The organism is Pseudomonas sp. 9AZ (assembly GCF_902506525.1).
Taxonomy (GTDB): Bacteria; Pseudomonadota; Gammaproteobacteria; order Pseudomonadales; family Pseudomonadaceae; genus Aquipseudomonas; species Aquipseudomonas peli.
Genome location: NZ_LR733840.1, coordinates 1,896,812 through 1,918,768, shown reverse-complemented (window position 1 = coordinate 1,918,768; position 21,957 = coordinate 1,896,812). Strand labels below are relative to the sequence as shown.

The 21,957-nt window shown below is 57.5% G+C and carries 21 protein-coding genes; 17 read left to right on the top strand and 4 right to left on the bottom strand.

Features of this window, described 5'->3' with window-relative positions:
* The first annotated feature begins 10 nt into the window (after positions 1-10).
* Entirely contained in the window at positions 11-784 is a 774-nt protein-coding gene (locus tag ALTER154_RS08935; RefSeq protein WP_160086342.1) for a 1-acyl-sn-glycerol-3-phosphate acyltransferase, read from the top strand.
* Positions 785-1,082: 298 nt separating this feature from the next.
* Here ALTER154_RS08935 and gyrB read toward each other — a convergent pair whose 3' ends face one another.
* The 4 genes from gyrB to dnaA are packed head-to-tail and all read right to left on the bottom strand — an operon-like array spanning position 1,083 to position 7,220.
* Positions 1,083-3,500 carry a DNA topoisomerase (ATP-hydrolyzing) subunit B gene (gyrB, locus tag ALTER154_RS08930; protein ID WP_160086340.1) on the bottom strand — a complete coding sequence of 806 codons (2,418 nt, stop codon included), beginning with the start codon at positions 3,498-3,500 and terminating at the stop codon, positions 1,083-1,085.
* 4 nt (positions 3,501-3,504) lie between these two features.
* On the bottom strand, positions 3,505-4,608 hold the full coding sequence (gene recF / locus ALTER154_RS08925; protein ID WP_160086338.1) for a DNA replication/repair protein RecF: 1,104 nt from the start codon (positions 4,606-4,608) through the stop codon (positions 3,505-3,507).
* Between the two features lie 7 nt (positions 4,609-4,615).
* Positions 4,616-5,719, bottom strand: a complete 1,104-nt coding sequence (gene dnaN / locus ALTER154_RS08920; protein WP_160086336.1) for a DNA polymerase III subunit beta — start codon at positions 5,717-5,719, stop codon at positions 4,616-4,618.
* Between the two features lie 31 nt (positions 5,720-5,750).
* The gene (gene dnaA / locus ALTER154_RS08915) at positions 5,751-7,220 is read right to left on the bottom strand and encodes a chromosomal replication initiator protein DnaA (protein WP_160086334.1); all 1,470 of its coding nucleotides are present in this window, start codon (positions 7,218-7,220) and stop codon (positions 5,751-5,753) included.
* Positions 7,221-7,742: 522 nt separating this feature from the next.
* Between dnaA and rpmH the strand changes: the two genes are divergently transcribed.
* From rpmH to atpG, 16 genes are all read left to right on the top strand, one after another.
* Positions 7,743-7,877, top strand: coding sequence for a 50S ribosomal protein L34 (gene rpmH / locus ALTER154_RS08910; RefSeq protein WP_002551315.1), 135 nt, complete (start codon positions 7,743-7,745; stop codon positions 7,875-7,877).
* A gap of 11 nt (positions 7,878-7,888) precedes the next feature.
* Positions 7,889-8,293, top strand: a complete 405-nt coding sequence (gene rnpA, locus ALTER154_RS08905; protein ID WP_372239922.1) for a ribonuclease P protein component — start codon at positions 7,889-7,891, stop codon at positions 8,291-8,293.
* Positions 8,286-8,531, top strand: a complete 246-nt coding sequence (yidD, locus tag ALTER154_RS08900; RefSeq protein WP_090254202.1) for a membrane protein insertion efficiency factor YidD — start codon at positions 8,286-8,288, stop codon at positions 8,529-8,531. The genes rnpA and yidD overlap by 8 nt, the downstream gene beginning before the upstream one ends.
* A gap of 2 nt (positions 8,532-8,533) precedes the next feature.
* Positions 8,534-10,285, top strand: coding sequence for a membrane protein insertase YidC (yidC, locus tag ALTER154_RS08895; protein ID WP_160086330.1), 1,752 nt, complete (start codon positions 8,534-8,536; stop codon positions 10,283-10,285).
* Positions 10,286-10,360: 75 nt separating this feature from the next.
* Entirely contained in the window at positions 10,361-11,728 is a 1,368-nt protein-coding gene (gene mnmE / locus ALTER154_RS08890) for a tRNA uridine-5-carboxymethylaminomethyl(34) synthesis GTPase MnmE (protein WP_160086328.1), read from the top strand.
* A gap of 626 nt (positions 11,729-12,354) precedes the next feature.
* A complete protein-coding gene (gene mnmG / locus ALTER154_RS08885) occupies positions 12,355-14,247 on the top strand; it encodes a tRNA uridine-5-carboxymethylaminomethyl(34) synthesis enzyme MnmG (RefSeq protein ID WP_160086326.1) in 1,893 nt (630 codons plus the stop codon).
* The gene (gene rsmG, locus ALTER154_RS08880; protein ID WP_160086324.1) at positions 14,247-14,894 is read left to right on the top strand and encodes a 16S rRNA (guanine(527)-N(7))-methyltransferase RsmG; all 648 of its coding nucleotides are present in this window, start codon (positions 14,247-14,249) and stop codon (positions 14,892-14,894) included. Before mnmG ends, rsmG begins: the two co-directional genes overlap by 1 nt.
* A 12-nt stretch (positions 14,895-14,906) precedes the next feature.
* Positions 14,907-15,695, top strand: coding sequence for a ParA family protein (locus ALTER154_RS08875; RefSeq protein WP_090254191.1), 789 nt, complete (start codon positions 14,907-14,909; stop codon positions 15,693-15,695).
* Between the two features lie 10 nt (positions 15,696-15,705).
* Positions 15,706-16,578 carry a ParB/RepB/Spo0J family partition protein gene (locus ALTER154_RS08870; RefSeq protein ID WP_090378678.1) on the top strand — a complete coding sequence of 291 codons (873 nt, stop codon included), beginning with the start codon at positions 15,706-15,708 and terminating at the stop codon, positions 16,576-16,578.
* A 157-nt stretch (positions 16,579-16,735) separates the two neighbouring features.
* Positions 16,736-17,143 (top strand): F0F1 ATP synthase subunit I, encoded by a 408-nt coding sequence (locus tag ALTER154_RS08865; protein WP_160086322.1) that lies wholly within the window; start codon positions 16,736-16,738, stop codon positions 17,141-17,143.
* Positions 17,144-17,157: 14 nt separating this feature from the next.
* Positions 17,158-18,027 carry a F0F1 ATP synthase subunit A gene (gene atpB, locus ALTER154_RS08860; protein WP_160086320.1) on the top strand — a complete coding sequence of 290 codons (870 nt, stop codon included), beginning with the start codon at positions 17,158-17,160 and terminating at the stop codon, positions 18,025-18,027.
* Between the two features lie 116 nt (positions 18,028-18,143).
* Complete coding sequence (gene atpE / locus ALTER154_RS08855; RefSeq protein ID WP_003097235.1) at positions 18,144-18,401, top strand: F0F1 ATP synthase subunit C; 258 nt, start codon at positions 18,144-18,146, stop codon at positions 18,399-18,401.
* A 56-nt stretch (positions 18,402-18,457) separates the two neighbouring features.
* Positions 18,458-18,928 carry a F0F1 ATP synthase subunit B gene (locus ALTER154_RS08850; protein WP_090254183.1) on the top strand — a complete coding sequence of 157 codons (471 nt, stop codon included), beginning with the start codon at positions 18,458-18,460 and terminating at the stop codon, positions 18,926-18,928.
* Positions 18,929-18,943: 15 nt separating this feature from the next.
* Complete coding sequence (locus ALTER154_RS08845) at positions 18,944-19,480, top strand: F0F1 ATP synthase subunit delta (RefSeq protein WP_090254181.1); 537 nt, start codon at positions 18,944-18,946, stop codon at positions 19,478-19,480.
* 21 nt (positions 19,481-19,501) lie between these two features.
* Positions 19,502-21,046 (top strand): F0F1 ATP synthase subunit alpha, encoded by a 1,545-nt coding sequence (atpA, locus tag ALTER154_RS08840; protein ID WP_090254179.1) that lies wholly within the window; start codon positions 19,502-19,504, stop codon positions 21,044-21,046.
* A gap of 50 nt (positions 21,047-21,096) precedes the next feature.
* Positions 21,097-21,957 carry a F0F1 ATP synthase subunit gamma gene (atpG, locus tag ALTER154_RS08835; protein WP_090254176.1) on the top strand — a complete coding sequence of 287 codons (861 nt, stop codon included), beginning with the start codon at positions 21,097-21,099 and terminating at the stop codon, positions 21,955-21,957.

Below are 21,957 nucleotides of genomic sequence, written 5' to 3'. Positions count from 1 at the left end.
AAAAGCTCCCATGTCGACAGTGCAGACCCTCAGAACCGTTCTCTTCTATCTGTTGTTGTCTTCCAGCGCCTTTGTCTGGTGCACCCTCAGCGTCTTCGTTGCACCCTTCCTACCGTTTCGCGCGCGCTATCGCTTTGTTATCCAGAACTGGTGCCGGTGCGCCACCTGGCTGGCCAAGGTGGTAGCCGGCATCAACTATGAGATCAAGGGCCTGGAGAATATCCCCGAGCAGCCCTGCGTGATCCTCGCCAAGCACCAAAGCACCTGGGAGACCTTCTTCCTCTGCGGCTACTTTGAGCCGCTCAGCCAAGTGGTCAAGCGCGAGCTGCTGTATGTACCGTTCTTCGGCTGGGCGATGGCCATGCTTAAACCTATCGCGATTGACCGCAGTAACCCCAAGGCGGCGCTCAAGCAGCTGGCCAAGCTTGGCCACAAACGCCTGGGGCAGGGCGCCTGGGTGCTGGTATTCCCGGAAGGCACGCGTATTCCGCCCGGGCAGATCGGCAAGTTCAGCCGCGGCGGCGCCTCCCTCGCAGTGAATGCCAATCTGCCGGTGCTGCCGATTGCCCACAACGCTGGTGAGTTCTGGCCCAAGTTGGGATGGCGCAAAACCCCAGGTACCGTTCAAGTAGTGATTGGCCCACTGATGCACGCTGAAGGTACCGGTCCGCGCGCCATCGCCGAGCTCAATGATCGTGCGTTTGCCTGGGTCAGCCAGGCGCAACGCGATATCGGCTCACTGGATGCACAGAGCCAGCCTCTGGAAGCCCAGGAGCCGGCCTAGCTCAATTGTGGATAACCTGTGCGCGAAATACCGGCAGAGTGCTATTAAGCCTTTCAAGGTAATGATTTATAAGCAGTTTTAATGAGCATCTAACCAACTGCTTTTCGTGCATAAGTTTTCCGACGTAACTTCAAGCCGGCCTCAGTGTCGGCTTTTTTATCGCTCAAATTTGCTCAGGTACGGATGTGCGCTGCATCCCTCGCTATGTTCCATGTGGAACAAAAAAGCCCCTGCTGAAGTTAATCAGCAGGGGCTTTGTAAACAGAAACCAGCGTATGTCTGGCGTCCTCTGGCTGTTTTAGAAGTCCAGGTTGGACACAGCCAGCGCGTTGGTCTCGATAAAGTCGCGACGCGGTTCAACGGCATCACCCATCAGGGTGTTGAAGATCTGATCGGCAGCAATCGCGTCTTCGATACGCACCTTGAGCATGCGGCGTACTTCCGGGTCCATGGTGGTTTCCCAGAGTTGGTCCGGATTCATTTCACCGAGACCCTTATAGCGCTGAATGCTGTGGCGTTTGGTGCTTTCGGCCATCAGCCAAGCCAGTGCATCTTTGAACGTGCTGACGTGCTTTTTGCGCTCGCCGCGCTGCACAAAGGCACCTTCTTCCAGCAGGCTGTTGAGCTGATCGCCCAGGGTGGTAACGGTCTTGTAGTCGTTACTGGCGAAGAAGTCGCGGTTGAAGATGATGTAGCTGGAAACCCCATGGGAAACCAGTTCCACCTGCGGCAGCCAGAGGTGACGCTCCTGGTCTTCGTGCAGACTGGTTTTGTACACCAGACCGGACTTCTCCATACCCTTGAGGCGCGCATCAAGCAGGCCCAGCCATTGCTCCATGGCTGCCTTGTCCGCCAGTTGCTCGGTTTCCACGCGCGGGATGTAGACGAAGTGCTCGGTGAGCTCCAGCGGGTACAGACGCGACAATCGGTTGAGGGTCTTCATCACCAGGCGGTAATCGTTGACCAGGCGCTCCAGCGCTTCACCAGACAAGCCTGGCGCGCTTTCGTTGACGTGTAGGCTGGCATCTTCCAGGGCCGACTGGGTCATGTATTCATCCATAGCCTCGTCGTCCTTGATGTACTGCTCCTGCTTGCCCTTCTTGACCTTGTACAGCGGCGGCTGAGCGATATAGATGTAGCCACGCTCGACCAGCTCCGGCAGCTGACGGAAGAAGAAGGTCAGCAGCAGGGTACGGATGTGCGAACCGTCGACGTCGGCATCGGTCATGATGATGATGTTGTGGTAGCGCAGCTTGTCGATGTTGTACTCATCGCGGCCGATACCACAGCCCAGGGCAGTGATCAGGGTGCCGACTTCCTGGGAGGAAATCATCTTGTCGAAACGCGCTTTCTCGACGTTGAGAATCTTACCCTTGAGCGGCAGAATCGCCTGGGTCTTGCGGTTACGGCCCTGCTTGGCAGAACCGCCCGCGGAGTCCCCTTCCACGATATAGAGTTCGGAAAGGGCAGGGTCTTTCTCCTGGCAGTCGGCCAGTTTGCCCGGCAGCCCGGCGATATCCAGCGCGCCTTTACGGCGGGTCATTTCACGAGCCTTACGCGCGGCTTCACGGGCGCGCGCAGCGTCGATCATCTTGCCGACTACGGCCTTGGCCTCGTTGGGGTTTTCCAACAGGAAGTCGGAGAAGTACTTGCCCATTTCCTGCTCGACCGCAGTTTTCACTTCGCTGGAAACCAGCTTGTCTTTGGTCTGCGAGCTGAACTTTGGGTCCGGTACTTTTACCGAAATAATCGCGGTCAGGCCTTCACGAGCATCGTCACCGGTGGTGGCGATCTTGTGCTTTTTGGCCAAACCTTCCTGCTCAATATAGGCATTCAGGTTACGCGTCAGCGCCGAACGGAAGCCGGCCAGGTGAGTACCACCATCGCGCTGCGGAATGTTGTTGGTGAAGCACAACAGGTTCTCGTTGAAGCTGTCGTTCCACTGCAGGGCGACTTCTACACCGACACCGTCGTCACGCTGCACGGTGAAGTGGAACACCTGGTTGACCGCAGTCTTGTTGTGGTTGAGGTATTCAACGAAGGCACGCAAACCGCCTTCGTACTTGAACAGCTCTTCCTTGCCGCTGCGTTCATCCTTGAGCAGGATGCCCACGCCGGAGTTGAGGAACGACAGTTCGCGCAGACGCTTGGCCAGAATGTCCCAGCTGAAATGGATATTGGCGAAGGTGTCTTCAGACGGCTTGAAGTGGATCTGCGTACCGGTGACATCGCTGTCGCCGACCGCGGCGATCGGCGCCTGAGGCACGCCGTGGATGTATGTCTGCTCCCAGATCTTGCCGCTACGGCGGATGGTCAGGATCAATTCCTTGGACAGGGCGTTAACCACGGAAACGCCCACGCCGTGCAGACCACCGGAAACCTTATAGCTGTTGTCATCGAACTTACCGCCTGCGTGCAGGACGGTCATGATCACTTCAGCAGCAGAAACGCCTTCTTCCTTGTGCATATCGACCGGAATACCACGGCCGTTATCGCGCACGCTGATCGACTCATCCGGGTGGATGGTGATGGTGATTTCGCTGCAATGCCCAGCCAACGCCTCGTCAATCGAGTTGTCGACCACCTCGAACACCATGTGGTGCAGACCGCTGCCATCGTCGGTATCGCCGATGTACATACCAGGCCGCTTGCGTACGGCATCCAGGCCCTTGAGGACCTTAATGTTATTGGAGTCGTACGTTTGGTTTTCGCTCATGCCTTCACTCCCGGTGGTCGTGGGTCTGGGTAATGCCACCATGTTCCACGTGGAACATGGCAACTGGCGTATCCGTGCGCCAGCCTTCCCTCAACAATTCATGGTCTACACAGGTGATAAACACCTGGCAGTGCAAGTCTTCCAACAATCGGCACAACGCACGACGATGCTGTTCATCCAGTTCTGACGGCAGGTCATCCACCAGATAGATGCATTGGCCGTGCTTGGCCTGATTGACTAAATGGCCCTGCGCAATGCGCAGGGCACATACAACTAATTTTTGCTGACCGCGCGAGAGTATCTCGGCGGCATTGTGTGCTCCTAAACGCAGCCTTAAATCGGCGCGCTGCGGACCTGCCTGGGTGTGACCCAGTTGCTGATCGCGGGCGAGGGTAGAGGCAAGCACCGTATTGAGCTCGCGCTCTTTATCCCAACCGCGGTAGTAACTGAGTGTCAAACCTTGCAGCTCAACCAGCTCATTCAGAGTGCGCTCGAAAACCGGTTTCAGGGCCTGGATATAGGCACGCCGATAACCGTCAATTTCGTCGCTGGCCAGGCACAACTCTCGGTCCCAGGCCGCCTGCGAAGCGGCGTCAAGTGTACCATGCCGCAGCCATGAGTTCCGCTGACGCAGGGCCTTCTGCAGGCGCTGCCAGGCCGGCAGAAAACGAGGTTCCACGTGGAACACTCCCCAATCGAGAAACTGCCTACGAATCTTCGGCGCACCCTCGAGCAGACGGAAACTGTCCGGATTGATCAGTTGCAGCGGCAAGGTCTCGGCCAGTTGCGCAGCACTGCGCGCATTCTGCCCATCGATACGAATCTGAAACTCACCCTGACGATCCCGTGAAATCCCCAGATTGCTTTGCCGACCATCGGACATCTGCACCTGGCCGAAAATCGTGCAGGCGAGTTGATCGTATTGAATGACCGGAAGCAGGCGAGTGCTACGAAAGGAGCGAGCAAGACCCAGCAGATGAATGGCTTCGAGCAGGCTGGTTTTGCCGCTGCCATTGTCGCCGGAAAGGATGTTGATACGCGGGGAGGGGGAGAGGGTCACCGGGTGCAGATTACGCACCGCGGTGACGGTAAAGCGAGTAAGGGACATTCAGCGATTACAGACGCATCGGCATAACGACATAAGAGGAGTCGTCGTTGTCAGCTTCCTGCACTAGGGCACTGCTGTTGGCATCGGAGAGAATCAGACGCACCTGGTCGGTGGTCATCACGCTCAGCACGTCGAGCAGGTAGCTGACGTTGAAACCAATTTCCAGCGAGCTGCCGCTGTAGTCCACGGCGATCTCTTCTTCTGCTTCTTCCTGCTCGGGGTTGTTAGCCTGAATTTTCAGCAAGCCAGATTCCAGTTGCAGGCGAATGCCGCGGTACTTTTCGTTGGACAGAATCGCGGTCCGGCTGAACGCTTCACGCAGGCCCTGACGATCGGCAACCACCAGCTTGTCACCACCACGCGGCAACACACGCTCGTAGTCGGGGAACTTGCCGTCGACCAGTTTCGAGGTGAAGGTGAACTCGCCGGTGGTAGCGCGGATGTGGTGCTGACCGAGAACGATGCTGACGCTGCCATCCTGCTCAGTGAGCAGACGAGCCAGTTCGAGAATACCTTTGCGCGGCACGATGACCTGATGGCGTTCAACCTGCTCGATCGCCGCTTCCATGGAGCACATGGCCAGGCGGTGACCGTCTGTGGCAACGGCGCGGAGGATGCCGGTCTGTACTTCTAGCAGCATGCCATTGAGGTAATAACGCACGTCCTGCTGGGCCATGGCAAAGCTGGTGCGTTCGATCAAACGGCGCAGTCTGCTTTGTACCAGGCTGAAGGTCAGCGAACCTGGGCCTTCTTCGACAGTAGGGAAATCATTGGCGGGCAGGGTGGACAGACTGAAGCGGCTGCGGCCGGCTTTGACCAGCAGCTTCTGCTCGTCGATACGGATATCGATCAGAGCGTCAGCCGGCAGGCTTTTGCAGATATCCATAAGCTTGCGCGCCGGCACGGTGATCTCACCGGACTCCGCTGGCTCTTCCAGGGTGACGCGACCAACCAGCTCGACTTCCAGGTCGGTACCGGTCAGCGACAGCTGCTGGCCTTCGACCACTAGCAGCACGTTAGAGAGAACCGGCAAGGTCTGACGGCGTTCCACGACGCCGGCGACCAGTTGCAGAGGTTTCAACAAGGCTTCGCGTTGAATGGTGAAATGCATGGTCTAGTCCCTTGCCTAGTGGAGTTGCGTATTAGGTTGTAAGCGTACGCAGCAAATTCTTATAGTCCTCGCGGATGTCCGCGTCGGATTCCTTAAGTTCAGCAATCTTACGGCATGCATGCAATACCGTTGTGTGATCGCGGCCGCCGAAGGCATCACCAATTTCCGGCAGGCTGTGGTTGGTCAGCTCTTTGGACAAGGCCATGGCCACCTGACGCGGACGCGCGACTGAACGTGAGCGGCGCTTGGACAGCAGATCAGAAATCTTGATCTTGTAGTACTCGGCGACCGTGCGCTGAATATTGTCGATGCTGACCAGCTTGTCCTGCAGGGCCAACAGGTCCTTGAGCGATTCGCGGATCAGCTCGATGGTAATGTCACGGCCCATGAAGTGCGAGTGGGCGATAACGCGCTTCAACGCACCTTCCAGCTCACGCACGTTGGAACGAATACGCTGGGCAATAAAGAAGGCAGCATCATGCGGCAGGTCGACTTTGGCCTGATCAGCCTTCTTCATCAGAATCGCCACGCGGGTTTCCAGCTCAGGTGGCTCGACGGCTACCGTCAGACCCCAACCGAAACGTGACTTGAGACGTTCTTCCAGGCCTTCGATTTCTTTCGGGTAACGGTCGCTGGTGAGAATCACCTGCTGGCCGCCTTCGAGCAAAGCGTTGAAGGTGTGGAAGAACTCTTCCTGGGAACGCTCTTTCTTGGCGAAGAATTGAATGTCATCAATCAGCAGTGCATCCACCGAACGGTAGAAGCGCTTGAACTCGTTGATGGCGTTCAGCTGCAACGCCTTGACCATGTCCGCGACGAAACGCTCGGAATGCAGGTACACCACCTTGGCATTCGGGTTCTTCGCCAGCAGATGGTTACCCACTGCATGCATTAAGTGAGTCTTACCCAAGCCCACGCCGCCATAAAGGAACAGCGGGTTGTAACCGTGCTTGGGATTGTCCGCTACCTGCCAGGCCGCTGCGCGGGCCAGCTGGTTGGATTTACCTTCGACGAAGTTATCAAAGGTAAAGGTGCGATTCAGGTAACTGGTGTGTTTCAACCCGCCTTCAACCTGCACCGAACGCTCAGTACGCGCCGGGGCCTGCTGGCTGGCGGCACCGGCCATAGGGTCAAAGCTCGCGCGCGAGGGTTCTGCCTGCGCGGTAGCGGTCGCTGCTGTGGTGACTGCAGCAGGTGCTGGCGTGCTCGGTGTAGCTGGCTGCGTGCTGACAGCCGCAGCACGAGGAGCCGAGCTGCGTTTGCTACCTATTAATAAGGAGAGCGCCGGAACCAGACCGTTGGTCCGTTCGGTGAGTAGCTCGAGCAAACGGCTGAGGTACTTCTCATTAACCCAGTCGAGGACAAAACGGTTCGGCGCATAGACGCGGAGCTCGTCGCCTTCGGCTTCGACCTGCAGTGGACGGATCCAGGTGTTGAATTGCTGAGCAGGCAGCTCATCGCGCAGAAGCTCGACGCACTGCTGCCAAAGTTCCACAGACACGGACATCCCCTAAATCGCAAGGCGCGAGGCAAAAAACAGCCGTCATTGTAGCCGCCGAGGCTTGAGTTATCCACATGTAAGCTTGCTTATGCGCAAGGAAAATCAACGTGTTAATAGCGATCAAGGCTTATAAGGGAGGTGGAATAAGGGCTGTGGATAACCACCCGCAAGCTCATTGGATAAACCAGGGTAAAACCCGGTGGAAAACCCTGCTGTGGGTAAAATGGCATTCCATCCTCAGCTTGTGCGCTGCTTCCACACAGTTGCAGCACGCCTTTTCGACAGACTTACCCTTGGCTGAACAGCTCTAATCTGTTGGCCTTCAGGTACTTATGCACAGATGAATGGCCAGCTAATAGCTACTAACATTACTAAACATCTTTAAATATTCTCTTCTTTATATTTCTTTATGCAGGAAAAGCCTGGTTGGAAATTGACCTGACCCTCGGGTTTCTCTAGAATTGCCGGTCTCTTAAAACGGGGGCCATTCCGGCCCGTAGTCGACCACCCAGGTACCGCACCATGAAACGTACTTTCCAACCCAGCACTATCAAACGCGCTCGCACCCACGGTTTCCGTGCTCGTATGGCCACCAAGAACGGCCGTGCTGTCCTGTCGCGTCGCCGCGCCAAGGGCCGTAAGCGTCTCGCCGTCTAAATTTCGGTCTTGTGGTGAGTCGAGACTTCAGTCGGGAAAAGCGTCTGCTAACCCCCCGGCAATTCAAGGCAGTCTTCGACTCCCCTAGCGGCAAAGCTCCGGGCAAAAATGTCCTGCTGCTGGCGCGCAACAACGAACTTGATCACCCCCGTCTGGGATTAGTGATCGGCAAGAAGAGCGTAAAGCTCTCTGTTGAGCGCAATCGTCTGAAACGCCAGATCCGCGAATCGTTCCGTCTGAATCAGGATAACCTGGTGGGATGGGACATCGTGGTGGTTGCGCGTAAAGGCCTTGGTGATCTGGAAAATATCGAACTGGCTCGCCAGTTTGGCAAACTCTGGAAACGCCTCGAACGCAGTAAGCCAAGCCCGGAAGCCGTCGCAACACCTGGGGTGAACGACAGTCCCCATGCGTAAACTGGCTTTGCTTCCTATCCAGTTCTACCGCTACGCCATCAGCCCCTTGATGGCCAGTCACTGTCGTTTCTACCCAAGCTGTTCTTGCTACGCGCTTGAAGCCATTGAACATCATGGCGTCATGCGCGGTGGCTGGCTGACCTTGCGTCGGCTTGGCCGCTGTCACCCGTGGAATCCCGGTGGCTACGACCCGGTTCCCTGCGTGAAAACCTCCCGTTCCTCTTCGATGGCCGAATAATCATGGATATTCAACGCTCGATCCTGATCGTCGCCCTGGCAATCGTGTCCTATATGATGGTTCTCCAGTGGAACCAGGACTACGGTCAAGCTGCCCTGCCGACAGAAATTGCCGCGACCAGCAGCACCGTACCCGGCCTGCCGGATACCACTGCCACCACTTCAACTCCAGCTGGCGGCGACGATATTCCGAGCGCCACCCCTGCAGTTGAACCCAGCGCTATCAGTGCCGCACCTGCTGCTGCCAGTGATGAGCTGATTCGGGTGAAGACCGATGTACTGGATCTGGCCATCGACCCGCGCGGGGGTGATGTGGTGCAACTGCGTTTGCCGCAGTACCCACGTCGTCAGGATCGTCCGGATGTACCTTTCCAGCTGTTCGACAACGGCGGTGAGCGTACCTACCTGGCACAGAGCGGTTTGATCGGCAGCAATGCGCCGGACAAATCCAGCGGCCGTGCTCTGTGGAGCAGCGAGCAGAAGAGCTATGAACTGGCCGACGGTCAGGATCAGCTTCAGGTTGATCTCAAACTCAGCGAAGACGGCGTCAACTACATCAAGCGCTTCACCTTCAAGCGTGGTCTGAACGCTGAATGTGCGGCCAAGGACCAACAGCAGAAGAAACCTGGCTGCGTTGATCCATCGTCCTATCAGGTAACCGTCAGCTACCTGATCGACAACCAAAGTGGTCAGACCTGGAGCGGCAACATGTTTGCCCAGCTCAAGCGTGATGGCAGCGACGATCCGTCCTCCACCACCGCGACCGGCACTGCGACCTACCTCGGTGGCGCACTGTGGACTAGCGAAGAGCCGTACAAAAAAGTGTCGATGAAAGACATCGACAAACAAGCCTTCAAAGAAACCGTTCAAGGAGGCTGGGTTGCCTGGCTACAGCATTACTTCGTCACTGCCTGGATTCCAAGCAAAGACAGCACTAACCAAGTACAGACCCGTAAAGACAGCCAAGGCAACTACATTGTCGGCTTTACCGGCCCGGCCATTCAGGTTGCTGCCGGCGCTCAAGGTGAAACCAGTGCAGTTCTGTATGCCGGCCCGAAGCTACAAGGCCATCTGAAGACGCTGTCTCCAGGTCTTGAGCTGACTGTCGACTACGGCATTCTGTGGTTCTTGGCTCAGCCGATCTTCTGGCTGCTGGAAGTTATCCACAACCTACTGGGTAACTGGGGCTGGTCGATCATCATGTTGACCGTGATCATCAAGCTGATCTTCTTCCCGTTGTCTGCTGCCAGCTACAAATCCATGGCGCGCATGCGTGCCGTGGCACCAAAACTCGCTCAGCTTAAAGAGCAGTTCGGTGACGATCGCCAGAAGATGTCTCAGGCGATGATGGAGCTGTACAAGAAAGAGAAGATCAATCCGCTGGGCGGTTGCTTGCCGATCCTGGTGCAGATGCCGGTATTCCTTGCGCTCTACTGGGTGCTGCTGGAATCCGTGGAAATGCGCCAAGCACCATGGCTGCTGTGGATAACCGACCTGGCGATCAAGGACCCATACTTCATCCTGCCGATCATCATGGGCGCGACCATGTTTATCCAGCAGCAGCTCAACCCAACACCGCCGGACCCGATGCAAGCCAAGGTACTGAAAATGATGCCGATCATTTTCACCTTCTTCTTCCTCTGGTTCCCGGCTGGTCTGGTGCTGTACTGGGTGGTCAACAACGTCTTGTCCATCGCCCAGCAGTGGTACATTACCCGCAAGATCGAAGCCGCAGCCAAGGCCGCAGACGCCTAAGCAGTGATTGCTTCTAAGCTGTAACAAACGCCCCTTTTCAGGGGCGTTTTGCTATGTCGTATTCAGGAGAAGCGCATGCCCCCCGTTGTTGAAACCATTGCTGCCGTCGCAACCGCCCAGGGCCGGGGTGGCGTTGGCATCGTGCGAGTTTCCGGGCCGCTGGCCAGCACATTGGCGCAGGCGATCTGCCAGCGTGAGTTGCAACCGCGTTACGCCCACTACGGGCCGTTCTTCGCCGATGCCCAGCAGGTGCTGGATGAAGGCCTGGCCCTGTACTTCCCCGGCCCCAACTCCTTTACCGGCGAAGACGTGCTGGAACTGCAAGGCCATGGCGGGCCAGTGGTGCTCGATCTGCTGCTGCGCCGCTGTGTACAACTCGGCGCACGCCTGGCGCGCCCTGGTGAGTTCAGCGAACGCGCCTTTCTCAATGACAAACTCGACCTGGCCCAGGCCGAGGCGATTGCCGACCTGATCGAAGCCAGCTCCGAGCAGGCCGCGCGCAATGCATTGCGCTCGCTGCAGGGTGAGTTCTCGCGTCGCGTGCATGGCCTGACCGAGCGGCTGATCAGCCTGCGTATCTATGTTGAAGCGGCCATCGACTTCCCCGAAGAGGAAATCGACTTTCTCGCCGATGGCCATGTACTCAGCCTGCTCGATGGCGTGCGTGCCGACCTTGCCGAGGTGCTGCGTGAGGCCGGACAAGGGGCCTTGCTGCGCGATGGCATGACGGTGGTGATCGCCGGACGGCCAAATGCCGGCAAGTCCAGCCTGCTCAATGCCCTGGCCGGTCGTGAAGCGGCCATCGTTACCGAGATCGCCGGCACCACCCGCGATGTGCTGCGCGAACATATCCACATCGATGGCATGCCGTTGCACGTGGTGGACACCGCCGGCCTGCGTGATACCGACGATCAAGTCGAACGCATCGGCGTCGAGCGTGCGCTGAAAGCCATTGGTGAAGCTGACCGCATTTTGCTGGTGGTGGATGCCACCGCACCGGAAGCCGACGATCCCTTTGCCCTGTGGCCGGAGTTTCTCGACCAACGCCCTGATCCGGCCAAGGTCACCCTGATTCGCAACAAGGCCGACCTGTCCGGCGAGTCGGTGGTGCTGGAAGTCTGCAATGACGGCCACGTCACCATCAGCCTGTCGGCCAAATCCACCGAGGGCCTGGACCTGCTCAGGGAACACCTCAAGGCCTGTATGGGTTATGAACAGACCTCAGAGAGCAGCTTCAGTGCGCGCAGACGTCACTTGGAAGCGCTGCGTCAGGCCTCCACACATCTGGAACACGGCCATGCTCAGCTGACCCTAGCCGGCGCTGGCGAACTGCTGGCCGAAGACCTGCGTATGGCTCAGCAGGCCCTGGGCGAAATCACCGGTGCGTTCAGTTCCGATGACCTGCTGGGGCGGATCTTTTCCAGCTTCTGTATCGGCAAATAGGCTGGGCGGCGCACGCCGTCTCACCTGCCAACGCATCGCCTATCCCATCAGCTGCAGGATATTTCTGATGGGTTACGGCGCATCGAATCATGCCCCGCATCCGCAATATCCTCCCTGCACCCACCCCATCCTAAGTTCTGAAATCCCAACTAATGTCGTTCGGGAAGGCTTTTGCCTGAGCGAAATATGCATGTTCAGCCACTTATTTATCCACCTAAGCTCTGTGGAAAACCGAGCCTAAGCCCTGCCTATAACCCGGTGATAAAACTGAGGATAACCGCCCCTGTGGATAACCATGCATTTAATCCACAGCTTGCGTACGGCAACTGAACAGGCAGATGGCAGGATCAGCACAGACTTTTTAAACGCTGTAAGCATTGAATCCATTGATCTGTAGCGATCTATCCACAGAAAAGCCGTTGCTAAGTAATAAACATATAAACAAGGCTTTATAAAAATTCTCTCTTTTATTCTTTATTAACCGACACACCAGAACAGCACCCAAGCGAACTGGCTATTTTTTGTGCAAAAGGCTTCTTTCACACCGGCTAAATCCCTATACTTGCCGCCTTTCCCGCTTTTCAACCCAAAAAGCCCCCCATTTCTCAACAGGCACGAGGTGCGTGGTGGATTTCCCTTCCCGTTTTCAGGTGATCGTCATCGGCGGCGGTCATGCCGGTACCGAAGCTGCGTTGGCAGCTGCACGCATGGGGGTAAAAACCCTGCTGCTGACCCATAACGTGGAAACACTCGGGCAGATGAGCTGCAACCCGGCCATTGGCGGGATCGGCAAGAGCCATCTGGTTAAGGAAATCGACGCCCTCGGCGGCGCCATGGCTGAAGCCACCGACAAAGGTGGTATCCAGTTCCGTGTACTGAACAGCCGCAAGGGCCCTGCGGTACGTGCCACTCGCGCCCAGGCTGATCGCGTGCTGTACAAAGCCGCGATTCGCGAAACATTGGAAAACCAGGCCAACCTGTGGATATTTCAGCAGGCAGCCGATGACCTGATCGTCGAAAACGACGAAGTCAAAGGCGTAGTCACCCAGATGGGCCTGCGTTTCCTCGCAGATTCGGTGGTGTTGACCACTGGCACCTTCCTCGGTGGACTTATCCACATCGGTCTGCAGAATTACTCCGGCGGCCGCGCGGGTGATCCACCCTCGATTGCCTTGGCGCAACGTCTGCGTGAATTGCCACTGCGTGTTGGTCGCCTGAAAACCGGTACGCCGCCACGCATCGACGGTCGTTCGGTGGATTTCTCGGTGATGACCGAGCAGCCGGGCGATACACCAACGCCGCTGATGTCCTTCCTCGGTCGTGCCGAGCAGCAACCGCGTCAAGTCAGCTGCTGGATCACCCACACCAACGCGCGTACCCACGAAATCATCGCGGCCAACCTCGATCGTTCGCCGATGTATTCGGGCGTGATCGAAGGTGTCGGCCCGCGTTATTGCCCATCGATCGAAGACAAGATCCACCGCTTCGCCGACAAGGACAGCCATCAGGTATTTATCGAGCCAGAAGGCCTGAATACCCATGAGCTGTATCCGAATGGCATCTCCACCTCGCTGCCGTTCGATGTGCAATTGCAGATCGTGCGCAGCATCCGTGGCATGGAGAACGCGCATATCGTCCGTCCCGGTTACGCCATTGAGTACGACTACTTCGACCCGCGCGATCTCAAGTACAGCCTGGAAACCAAGGTGATTGCGGGGCTGTTCTTCGCCGGGCAGATCAACGGCACCACCGGTTACGAAGAAGCCGGTGCGCAAGGTTTGCTCGCTGGTTGCAACGCCGCATTGCGCGCCCAGGGCAAGGACAGCTGGTGCCCGCGTCGCGACGAGGCCTACATCGGCGTGTTGGTCGACGACCTGATTACCCTGGGTACCCAGGAGCCGTACCGCATGTTCACTTCGCGCGCCGAATACCGGCTGATCCTGCGCGAAGACAACGCCGACCTGCGCCTGACTGAGAAAGGCCGAGAGCTGGGTCTGGTCGATGATGTGCGTTGGGCCGCGTTCGAAACCAAGCGCGAAGCCATTGCTCTGGAAGAACAGCGCCTGAAAAGCACCTGGGTACGCCCGGGCACGCCTCAAGGCGATGCAATTGCCGCCCACTTCGGCACGCCGCTGACCCACGAATACAACCTGCTCAACCTGCTCGCCCGCCCGGAAATCGATTACGCCGGGCTGGTAACCATCACCGGCGGTAGCGCGCAGGACCCCCAAGTGGCCGAGCAGGTCGAAATCAAGACCAAGTACGCCGGTTATATCGATCGCCAGCAGGATGAAATCGCCCGCCTACGCGCCAGTGAAGACACCAAGCTACCGCTTGATATCGACTACGCAGGCATTTCCGGCTTGTCCAAGGAAATCCAGCACAAACTTGGTAACAACCGCCCGGAAACCCTTGGCCAGGCCTCGCGGATTCCCGGCGTCACCCCGGCAGCGATTTCCCTGCTGCTGATCCACCTGAAAAAGCGCACTGCCGGTCAGCAGTTGGAGCACAGCGCCTGATGTCGTTGGTCACCGCACGTCACGCCGAAGAATTGAGCCAGGGCGCTCTGGAGCTGGGTGTCGAACTCAGCGCGCAGCAGCACGAACAGTTGCTGGCCTATCTGGCCCTATTGATCAAGTGGAACAAGGCTTACAACCTCACAGCAGTACGCGACCCGAATGAAATGGTGTCGCGCCATCTGCTCGACAGCCTCTCTGTGGTGCCTTTCGTCACCGAGGCTGGGGATAACTGGCTGGACGTCGGCAGCGGCGGCGGCATGCCGGGCATTCCCCTGGCTATCCTGTTTCCCGAGCGGCAGTTCACCCTGCTCGACTCCAATGGTAAGAAGACCCGCTTCCTGACCCAGGTAAAGCTGGAGTTGAAACTGGCCAACCTGCAAGTTATCCACAGCCGCGTTGAAGAATTCCGTCCCGAGCAGCCGTTTAGCGGTATTTGTTCGCGGGCGTTCAGTTCGCTGGAAGATTTCAGCAATTGGACCCGCCATCTCGGCGACGACCACACGCAGTGGCTGGCGATGAAAGGCGTACACCCGGATGACGAGCTGCAAGCCCTGCCAGCGGACTTTCGTCTCACCGCTACCCATGTACTCAAGGTTCCCGGTTGCCAAGGTCAGCGCCATCTGTTGATACTGCGTCGCTCGGTTTAGGGGGAACGCAGCATGGCTAAGGTATTCGCAATCGCTAACCAGAAAGGCGGCGTGGGCAAAACCACCACCTGCATAAATCTGGCTGCTTCGCTGGTGGCGACCAAGCGCCGCGTGCTGTTGATCGACCTCGACCCCCAGGGCAACGCGACCATGGGCAGCGGTGTGGATAAACACGGCCTGGAGCATTCGATCTACGACGTGCTGATCGGTGAATGCAACCTGGTCGATGCCATGCAGTTCTCCGAGCACGGCGGCTACCAGTTGCTGCCGGCCAACCGGGACCTGACTGCCGCCGAGGTCTCGCTGCTGGAAATGAAAATGAAGGAAAGCCGCCTGCGTTATGCGTTGGCGCCAATCCGCGAGAATTACGATTACATCCTCATCGACTGCCCACCGGCACTGTCGATGTTGACGATCAACGCCCTGGTGGCCGCTGATGGGGTGATCATCCCCATGCAGTGCGAGTACTACGCGCTGGAAGGCTTGAGCGACCTGGTAAACAGCATTCAGCGCATCGCCGAGATACTCAATCCCAAGCTGAAGATTGAAGGCCTGCTGCGCACCATGTACGACCCGCGCATCAGCCTGACTAACGATGTGTCGGCGCAGTTGAAGCAGCATTTCCCTGACCAGCTCTACGACGTAGTCATCCCGCGTAACGTGCGTCTGGCCGAGGCGCCAAGCTTTGGTATGCCGGCGCTGGTGTATGACAAGCAATCCCGTGGTGCCATTGCCTACCTGGCGCTGGCCGGCGAATTGGTTCGCCGCCAACGCGCAAGTGCCCACACCGCAACCGCATAAGGAAATACCCATGGCTGTGAAAAAACGAGGACTCGGACGCGGTCTGGATGCCCTGCTGGGCGGCACCAGTGTCAGCGCCTTGCAGGAAGAGGCCGCGCAGGTCGACAGCCGTGAACTGCAATACGTGCCCCTGGACCTGATCCAGCGCGGCAAATACCAGCCGCGCCGCGACATGGACGCCACTGCCCTGGAAGAACTGGCGCAGTCGATCAAGGCTCACGGCGTGATGCAGCCGATCGTGGTGCGGCCGATTGGCGAAGGACGTTTTGAGATCGTTGCCGGTGAACGCCGCTGGCGTGCCAGTCAGCAAGCCGGCCTGGATAAGATCCCGGCCATGGTCCGTGAGCTACCGGACGAAGCCGCCATCGCCATGGCGCTGATCGAGAACATCCAGCGCGAAGACCTCAACCCCATCGAAGAAGCCATGGCCTTGCAACGCCTGCAGCAGGAGTTCCAGCTGACTCAGCAGCAGGTCGCCGATGCGGTGGGCAAGTCGCGGGTGACCATCAGCAACTTGCTACGCCTGATTGCCCTGCCGGAAGAGATCAAAACCCTGCTGTCCCACGGTGATCTGGAAATGGGCCATGCCCGCGCCTTGCTCGGTTTGCCGGCAGAACAGCAGACCGAAGGTGCGCGACATGTTGTCGCACGCGGCCTCACCGTGCGCCAAACCGAAGCACTGGTACGTCAGTGGTTGAACAGCAAAGAGAAGCCGGCGGCAGTGGTCAAAGCCGATCCGGACATTACCCGGCTGGAACAGCGCCTGGCTGAGCGCCTGGGCTCGCCAGTGCAGATCAAGCATGGGCAGAAAGGCAAAGGCCAGTTGGTGATCAGCTACAGCTCCCTGGATGAACTGCAGGGTGTGCTCGCCCACATTCGTTGAAACAATTGAGCGTGTAGCGACTAGTCGGAAATCACTACCCGGCAGTTGAATGGGGGGGGAAGCGCCCCTATACTCTGCGCGCATTTCGTCGGCACAAAGTATGCCAAGTTATTGATTTCAGGTGCCGACGCCCGAGTTCAGCTTTCAGGAAAACAAGATGGACGTTCGCACGCCGAATCGCCTGCCCTTCCATCGCTTAGCTGTTTTCCCGGTACTGCTGGTGCAACTGCTGGTACTGCTGTTGCTGGCCCTGGTGTTGTGGCAGTGGCAAGGCTCAGTAGCAGGCTACTCAGGGTTGTGTGGTGGCCTGATTGCCTGGCTGCCGAATCTGTACTTTGCCCACAAGGCGTTCCGTTTCAGTGGAGCGCGGGCTGCTCAAGCCATCGTCCGGTCTTTTTATGCCGGTGAGGCGGGCAAACTGGTTTTAACGGCAGTGCTGTTTGCACTGACCTTTGCAGGTGTGAAACCTCTGGAACCGCTGGCAGTATTTGGCGTGTTCGTCCTGACCCAGTTGGTCAATTGGTTTTCGCCCCTGCTGATGAAAACAAGACTTTTAAGACCTTAGCGCTCGAGGGATATATGGCAGCAGCAGAAACCGCTTCGGGTTATATCCAGCACCACTTGACCAACCTGACCTACGGTCAGCACCCGGTCAACGGCTGGAGTTTCGCCCACAACGCAAAAGAAGCTCAGGAAATGGGCTTCTGGGCATTTCACGTCGACACCTTGGCCGTGTCTGTCGTGTTGGGCCTGTTCTTTATCCTGCTGTTCCGTGCCGCTGCTAAACGCGCCACTTCCGGGCAACCAGGCAAGCTGCAGAACTTCGTTGAAGTCCTGGTTGAGTTCGTTGACGGCAGCGTCAAGGACACCTTCCACGGCCGCAACGCGCTGATCGCACCGCTGGGTCTGACCATCTTCGTCTGGGTTTTCCTGATGAACTTTATGGATCTGATCCCGGTAGATTGGTTGCCAATGCTGGCGGCAAAAATTTCCGGCGACCCGCACCTGTACTTCCGTGTCGTGCCGACCACTGATCCAAACGCTACCCTGGGCCTGGCCCTGTCGGTATTTGCCCTGATTCTGTACTACAGCATCAAGGTCAAAGGCATTGGCGGTTTCATCGGCGAGCTGACCCTGCACCCGTTCGGCAGCAAGAACGTGTTTGTTCAAGCTCTGCTGATTCCGGTCAACTTCCTGCTTGAATTCGTGACCCTGATCGCCAAGCCGATTTCCCTGGCATTGCGTCTGTTCGGCAACCTGTATGCCGGCGAGTTGATCTTTATCCTCATCGCGATCATGTTTGGCGGCGGTTTGCTGCTGGGCGCGCTGGGTATTGCCCTGCAGTGGGCGTGGGCTGTGTTCCACATCCTGATCATTGTGCTGCAGGCGTTCATCTTCATGATGCTGACCATCGTCTACCTGTCGATGGCGCACGAAGACAACCACTAAGAGCGCTTAGGCGCTCGCAGTGGACGCCCGCAAGGGCAACCAGAAGTACCGATTTTGCTTTACCGCTTTACCTTAGAAAACCTTAACCAATACGACATAAAAAGTCGGGAGGAAAGATGGAAACTGTAGTTGGTCTGACCGCTATCGCTGTAGCACTGCTGATTGGCCTGGGTGCCCTGGGTACCGCCATTGGTTTCGGCCTGCTGGGCGGCAAGTTCCTGGAAGGCGCTGCGCGTCAGCCAGAAATGGTTCCGATGCTGCAAGTGAAAATGTTCATCGTCGCCGGTCTGCTCGACGCCGTGACCATGATCGGTGTTGGTATCGCACTGTTCTTCACCTTCGCGAACCCTTTCGTTGGTCAAATCGCAGGCTAATTCACTCGTTTTCGAGTGAATTGGTTTGATGGACAACGAACGAGCGAGGTGTTGGCGTGAACATTAATGCAACCCTGATTGGCCAGTCCGTTGCCTTCTTCATCTTCGTGCTGTTCTGCATGAAGTACGTGTGGCCTCCGGTCATTACGGCTTTGCAAGAACGTCAGAAGAAGATCGCAGACGGCCTGGACGCTGCTAGCCGTGCGGCTCGTGACCTGGAGTTGGCCCAAGAGAAAGTGGGTCAGCAACTGCGCGAAGCCAAAGGCCAAGCAGCCGAGATCATTGAGCAAGCCAAGAAACGCGGTACCCAGATCGTCGACGAAGCCCGTGAACAGGCCCGCGTCGAAGCTGACCGTGTGAAGGCCCAGGCTCTGGCCGAGATCGAGCAGGAACTGAATGGTGTCAAAGACGCGCTGCGTGCCCAACTGGGTAGCCTGGCCGTTAGCGGTGCCGAGAAGATCCTGGGCGCATCTATCGACCAAAACGCGCATGCGGAGCTGGTTTCCAAACTGGCAGCCGAAATTTAAGCGAGGGGCGCGATCATGGCAGAACTGACCACGCTGGCCCGACCTTACGCTAAGGCTGCTTTTGAGCACGCCCAGGCCCACCAGCAGCTGGCCAATTGGTCAGCCATGCTCGGCCTGGCTGCAGCGGTGTCGCAAGACGACACCATGCAACGCGTGCTTAAGACACCGCGTTTGACGAGTACAGACAAGGCCACCACGTTCATTGACGTGTGTGGTGACAAGTTCGACGCCCAGGTACGCAATTTCATTCATATCGTCGCTGAAAACGATCGCCTGGCTTTATTGCCACAGATCGTTGAACTGTTCGAGCTGTACAAAGCCGAGCAGGAAAAGTCGATCGACGTGGACGTTACCAGTGCCTTCGCATTGAGCGATGAACAGCAAGACAAACTCGCCAAGGTTCTCAGTGCACGGCTCGGCCGAGAAGTGCGTCTGCACGCCGCGGAGGATGCCACCCTGATCGGTGGTGTCGTGATCCGCGCCGGCGACCTGGTTATCGATGGCTCAGTTCGCGGCAAAATCGCGAAGCTGGCCGAAGCATTGAAATCTTGAGTTTGAAGGGGCAGCAGAGCTATGCAGCAACTCAATCCTTCCGAAATAAGTGAAATCATCAAGGGGCGTATCGAGAATCTCGATGTCGCCTCTCAAGCCCGTAACGAAGGCACTGTCGTCAGCGTATCTGACGGTATCGTGCGTATTCACGGTCTCGCCGACGTAATGTACGGCGAAATGATCGAGTTCCCGGGCGGCGTCTACGGTATGGCACTGAACCTGGAGCAAGACTCCGTTGGTGCTGTTGTGCTGGGTGCTTACACCAGTCTTGCCGAAGGCATGAGCGCCAAGTGCACCGGCCGTATCCTCGAAGTTCCGGTTGGTCCGGAACTGCTGGGTCGCGTTGTCGACGCACTGGGTAACCCAATTGACGGCAAAGGCCCGCTGAACAACGTCGCTACCGACGCTGTTGAAAAGGTTGCGCCGGGCGTGATCTGGCGTAAGTCGGTCGACCAGCCGGTGCAAACCGGTTACAAGTCGGTCGATGCCATGATCCCGGTTGGCCGTGGCCAGCGTGAGCTGATCATCGGTGACCGTCAGATCGGTAAAACCGCTCTGGCCATCGACGCCATCATCAACCAGAAGAACAGCGGCATTAAGTGCGTCTACGTAGCCATTGGTCAGAAGCAATCGACCATCGCCAACGTGGTACGCAAGCTGGAAGAAAACGGCGCGCTGGCTAACACCATCGTTGTCGCGGCTTCCGCTTCCGAATCCGCTGCTCTGCAGTTCATTGCACCGTACGCCGGTTGCACCATGGGCGAATACTTCCGCGACCGCGGTGAAGACGCGCTGATCGTTTATGACGATCTGTCCAAGCAAGCAGTGGCTTACCGCCAGATTTCCCTGCTGCTGCGCCGTCCGCCAGGCCGTGAAGCCTACCCAGGCGACGTGTTCTATCTCCACAGCCGTCTGCTGGAGCGCGCTTCCCGCGTTTCCGAAGAGTATGTTGAGAAGTTCACCAATGGCGCTGTGACTGGCAAAACCGGTTCCCTGACCGCTCTGCCGATCATCGAAACCCAGGCGGGCGACGTTTCCGCGTTCGTTCCGACCAACGTGATCTCGATCACCGACGGTCAGATCTTCCTGGAATCGGCCATGTTCAACTCGGGTATCCGTCCTGCGGTCAACGCCGGTATTTCGGTATCCCGCGTGGGTGGTGCTGCACAGACCAAGATCATCAAGAAGCTTTCCGGTGGTATCCGTACCGCTCTGGCTCAGTACCGTGAACTGGCAGCATTCGCCCAGTTTGCTTCTGACCTGGACGAAGCCACTCGTAAGCAACTTGAGCACGGTCAGCGCGTTACTGAGCTGATGAAGCAGAAGCAATATGCGCCAATGTCGATCGCTGACATGTCGCTGTCGCTGTATGCCGCCGAGCGTGGTTTCCTGGTCGATATCGAAGTCGCCAAGATTGGTGCATTCGAGCAGGCCCTGATTGCTTACTTCAACCGGGATCACGCCGCACTGCTGGCGAAGATCAACGAGAAGGGTGACTTTAATGACGAAATCGACGCTGGCCTGAAAGCCGGTATCGAGAAGTTCAAGGCCACCCAAACCTGGTAAGCCGCAGCGGGGGCCGTGAGGTCCCCGCTTGCTAACCCGATAGGTGTCAAATGGCAGGCGCAAAAGAGATTCGCAGCAAGATTGCGAGCATCAAAAGCACGCAGAAGATCACCAGCGCCATGGAAAAGGTGGCGGTCAGCAAAATGCGCAGAGCACAAATGCGCATGGCTGCTAGCCGTCCCTACGCGGAGCGTATCCGCCAGGTGATTGGTCATCTGGCCAACGCCAACCCGGAATACCGTCACCCGTTCATGATCGAGCGCGAAGTTAAGCGCGTAGGTTATATCGTGGTGAGCTCGGACCGTGGTCTGTGTGGTGGTCTGAACACCAACCTGTTCAAGGCTCTGGTCAAAGACATGGCGAGCAATCGCGAGCAAGGCGTGGAGATTGATCTCTGCGTAGTTGGCAGCAAAGGCGCGGCGTTCTTCCGCAACTTTGGTGGCAACATCGTTGCTGCGATCAGCCACCTGGGCGAAGAACCGTCGATCAATGATCTGATTGGTAGCGTCAAGGTAATGCTCGATGCCTACCTCGATGGTCGCATCGATCGTTTGTCCGTGGTCTCGAACAAGTTCATCAATACCATGACGCAAAAGCCGACAGTGGAGCAGTTGATTCCGCTGGTGGCCGATCCGGATAAAGAACTCAAGCACCACTGGGATTACCTGTACGAACCCGACGCCAAAGAGCTGCTCGACGGCTTGATGGTGCGTTACGTGGAGTCGCAGGTTTACCAGGCAGTGGTTGAGAACAACGCGGCTGAACAAGCGGCCCGGATGATCGCAATGAAGAACGCCACCGACAACGCTGGCGATATCATCAAAGACCTGCAGTTGGTTTACAACAAGGCACGTCAGGCAGCGATCACCCAGGAAATTTCGGAAATCGTCGGCGGCGCTGCCGCGGTTTAA